Genomic DNA, 3,297 nt, shown 5'->3' on the forward strand with positions numbered 1-3,297 from the left:
ACCCTGCCCACGCCCGAACCTTTCACCTCGGACATGACGACTCCCGACCCGCTCCTGGACGTCGTCCCCCCGGAGGCCACGCCGAGGATCGTCTCCCGGCCCGTCCCCCGCGCGACCGACGAGGTGGAAGAGGTCGCGCTCGCCCAGCAGCGGACCGGCGACTCGAGCCCGGCCTGGTGGGCCTCACTGCTCGTCGGGCTCATCATCGGGTTCCTGGCCGGGCGCATGTCCTGGGGCCTGAAGCGCAAGAAGAAGCAGCAGATCTTCGGGTAGCATCACTTCCGCTCTCCCCCGAGCGTCATCGAAGGGAGAGCACCCTTGGGTTGGGAGGCTTGGTTCACGCTGGCCGTCGTCCTGGCCGTGGTCGGGCTGCTGGCCAGCGAGCGGGTGTCCGGCCCGTTCGTGCTCCTGGGGGCGGTCACCGTCCTGCTCGTCACCGGCGTCATCACCCCTGAGTCCGCCTTCGCCGGCTTCTCCAACCCGGCCCCCATCACCGTGGCCGCGCTCTACGTGCTGGCCCGGGCGGCCGAGGTGTCAGGGCTGCTCGAGCCGGTCACGGGAGCGATGCTCGGCAACGGCTCCACCCGGGGCCGGCTGCTGCGGGTGGTGGGGCCGACCGCGGCCGCGTCGGGCTTCCTGAACAACACGCCGATCGTCGCCCTGCTCGCCCGCCAGGTGACGTCGTGGGCCGCCCGGGTCGGACGGTCCCCCGCCCCCTACCTGATGCCGATCAGCTTCGCCGCCATCGCCGGGGGGCTGATCACCGTGATCGGGACGTCCACCAACGTGGTGGTCGCGGGCCTCATGGGCGAGGCGGGGGTGGCGCCCCTGCGCTTCTTCGAGATCGGCTGGGTCGGGCTCCCCATCACGCTCGCCACCGTCGCGTTCCTCGCCCTCTTCTCCCACGCCCTGCTCCCGGACAGACGCGCCCCCACCGATCGCATGGACGGCGCCCGCGAGTTCGCGGTCGAGATGGAGGTCACCGCCGCCCTCGACGGCCGCACCGTGGCCGACGTCGGACTGCGCAACCTCGAGGGGGTCTACCTGGTCGAGATCGAGCGGTCCGGACACGTCATCGCCCCCGTCGCTCCCGACGAGGTGCTCGCGGCGTCGGACCGGCTCACCTTCGTGGGCAACGTGGACCGAGTCCTGGACCTGCAGCGCATCCCCGGTCTCGTCTCGGCGTCCGAGCGCCACTTCGAGGTCGGCGGGAGCCGGTTCTTCGAGGCGGTCGTCGCCCCCGGGTCGACGCTGGTCGGGTCCACGCTGAAGGACGTCGGGTTCCGCGGGCGCTACGGGGGCGCGGTCGTGGCCATCCACCGGTCCGGCGGACGGGTGCCCGGCAAGCTGGGCGAGGTCGCGCTTCGGGGCGGGGACGTCCTCGTCGTGCTGGCGGGCACGGACTTCGCCGGACGCTGGCGCGACCGCGGCGACTTCCTCGTCGTGTCCTCCCTGGGAGCCGAGGTGCCGCCGCGCCGGGGCAAGCGGACGGTGGTCGGGCTAGTCGCGGTCGCGCTCGTCGGGCTCGTCGCCGTGGGCGTGGTCGGGATCCTGGAGGCGTCGTTGGTCGCAGCGGGGTTGCTCGTGGTCACGGGAGCCCTCACGGCGACCGAGGCGAGGGAGTCGGTCGACCTCAACGTCGTGGTCGTCATCGCGGCCAGCTTCGGGGTGGGAGCCGCCGTCGAAGGGTCCGGACTGGCGGGGTCGGTGGCGTCCGGACTCGTGGGAGCCTTCGGCACGTTCGGGGACGTCGGGGTGCTCGCAGGCGTCCTCGTCGCGACGACGCTGCTCACCGAGCTGATCACGAACAACGCGGCCGCGGTCCTCATGTTCCCGATCGCGATGGCGGTGTCGACGCAGGCCGGGCTCAACCCGCGCGCGTTCGCGGTCGCGGTGGCCGTGGGAGCCTCCGCTTCGTTCCTGACCCCGGTCGGGTACCAGACGAACACGATGGTGTACGGGATGGGTGGGTACCGCTTCGGGGACTTCGCCCGGCTCGGGGGCCCGCTGACGCTCGTGATGCTGGCGGTGACGCTGGCGGTGGTTCCGGCGGTCTGGCCCCTGCGTTAGAGCCCCGCGTCAGGTTTCGTCGCGCAGGGCGTCGCGGGTCCGGGCCAGGCGGTGCATCGTCTCCTCCGCCAGGCGCGCGGCGGCCGGGTCCGACTCCCACAGGGCCGCGCTGTCCAGGAGGCTCCGCAGCGAGTCGACGGCGGCGTCCACCGGTGGGAGCAGGGCAGCCGAGGCGTCCTGCGATCCCTCCGCGCGCCACGTCGGCTGCCGGAGGAACCAGGCGAGCGCGGCGGCTCCCCCGAGGGCGACCGCCGCGATGATCACCCAGGCACCGCCCCGTCCCGAGACGGCGACGCCCACCGCGGCGAGTCCGAGCATCGCCTGGGCGCCCCACAGGCTGGCCGCGGACGCCGTCACCCCCAGGCCCCGCGCCCGCAGTCGGTGGGCGGCGTGGTCGGTCCCCCCGAGGGCGACGGGCCGTCCGTCGCGCAGCCGGGACACGCTGACGAGCGCGGTGTCGAAGATCGGTACGCCGAGAGCGAACACGGCCACGAAGAACGACGCGGGGGGCGTCTGGCCCGGGCGCAGCGCGAGCCCGAGCGCGGCCAGGGCGAACCCGAGGGACAGGGCGCCGAGGTCCCCCATGTAGACCCGGGCCGGGTGGACGTTGTGGACGAGGTACCCCAGGCACCCGCCTGTCAGAGCGGACGCGGAGACCGCGACGACCCACTGTCCGGACAGCACGGCCACCACTGCGATGGTCGCCGCGGACACGGCCGCCACGCCGGACGCGCTCCCGTCCATGTTGTCCAGCATGTTGATCGCGTGGGTGACGCCCACGAACCAGAGCGCGGTGACGGCGAGGTTGACGATGTCGTCCAGCGCGCCGTCGCCGACGAGCACGACCGCGCGCAGGCCCAGGAGCCAGGCGGCGGCGCCGGCGGCCGCCGACCAGGCGAGGCGCGTCCACGGGCCGAGCCCGGTGAGGTCGTCGAGGAACCCGACGACGGCCAGGACCACCACTCCCACCGCCGCGACCGCTCCGGCCGGCCCCACCGCCAACCCGCCTCCCGCGAGCACGCCCGCGCCGAGCCCGGCGAGGATGGCGACCCCACCCATGAGCGGGACGGCCGCCGCGCCCGCGCGCCACAGCCGGGGACGGGCGACGAGCCCGAGCCGGCGAGCCACCGGACGCACGACGAGCCCGGCCACCGCTGCAGCGGCGAACCCGCCGCCGAGTGCGCTGAGCGGGAGCCGCAGGGGGACCTCCTCGGCCGGGAGGGCCGG

At 74.3% G+C, this 3,297-nt stretch carries 3 protein-coding genes; 2 read left to right on the top strand and 1 reads right to left on the bottom strand.

Features of this window, described 5'->3' with window-relative positions:
* Nucleotides 1-273 (top strand): hypothetical protein (locus VM840_01795; GenBank protein ID HVL80308.1); only part of this gene is annotated, 273 nt, incomplete at its 5' end.
* 45 nt (nt 274-318) lie between these two features.
* Nucleotides 319-2,070 (top strand): SLC13 family permease, encoded by a 1,752-nt coding sequence (locus tag VM840_01800; protein ID HVL80309.1) that lies wholly within the window; start codon nt 319-321, stop codon nt 2,068-2,070.
* Nucleotides 2,071-2,079: 9 nt separating this feature from the next.
* Here VM840_01800 and VM840_01805 read toward each other — a convergent pair.
* The coding region (locus VM840_01805; protein ID HVL80310.1) for an MraY family glycosyltransferase at nt 2,080-3,297 on the bottom strand (1,218 nt) is incomplete at its 5' end.

The organism is Actinomycetota bacterium (assembly GCA_035540895.1).
Lineage (GTDB): Bacteria > Actinomycetota > JAICYB01 > JAICYB01 > JAICYB01 > DATLFR01.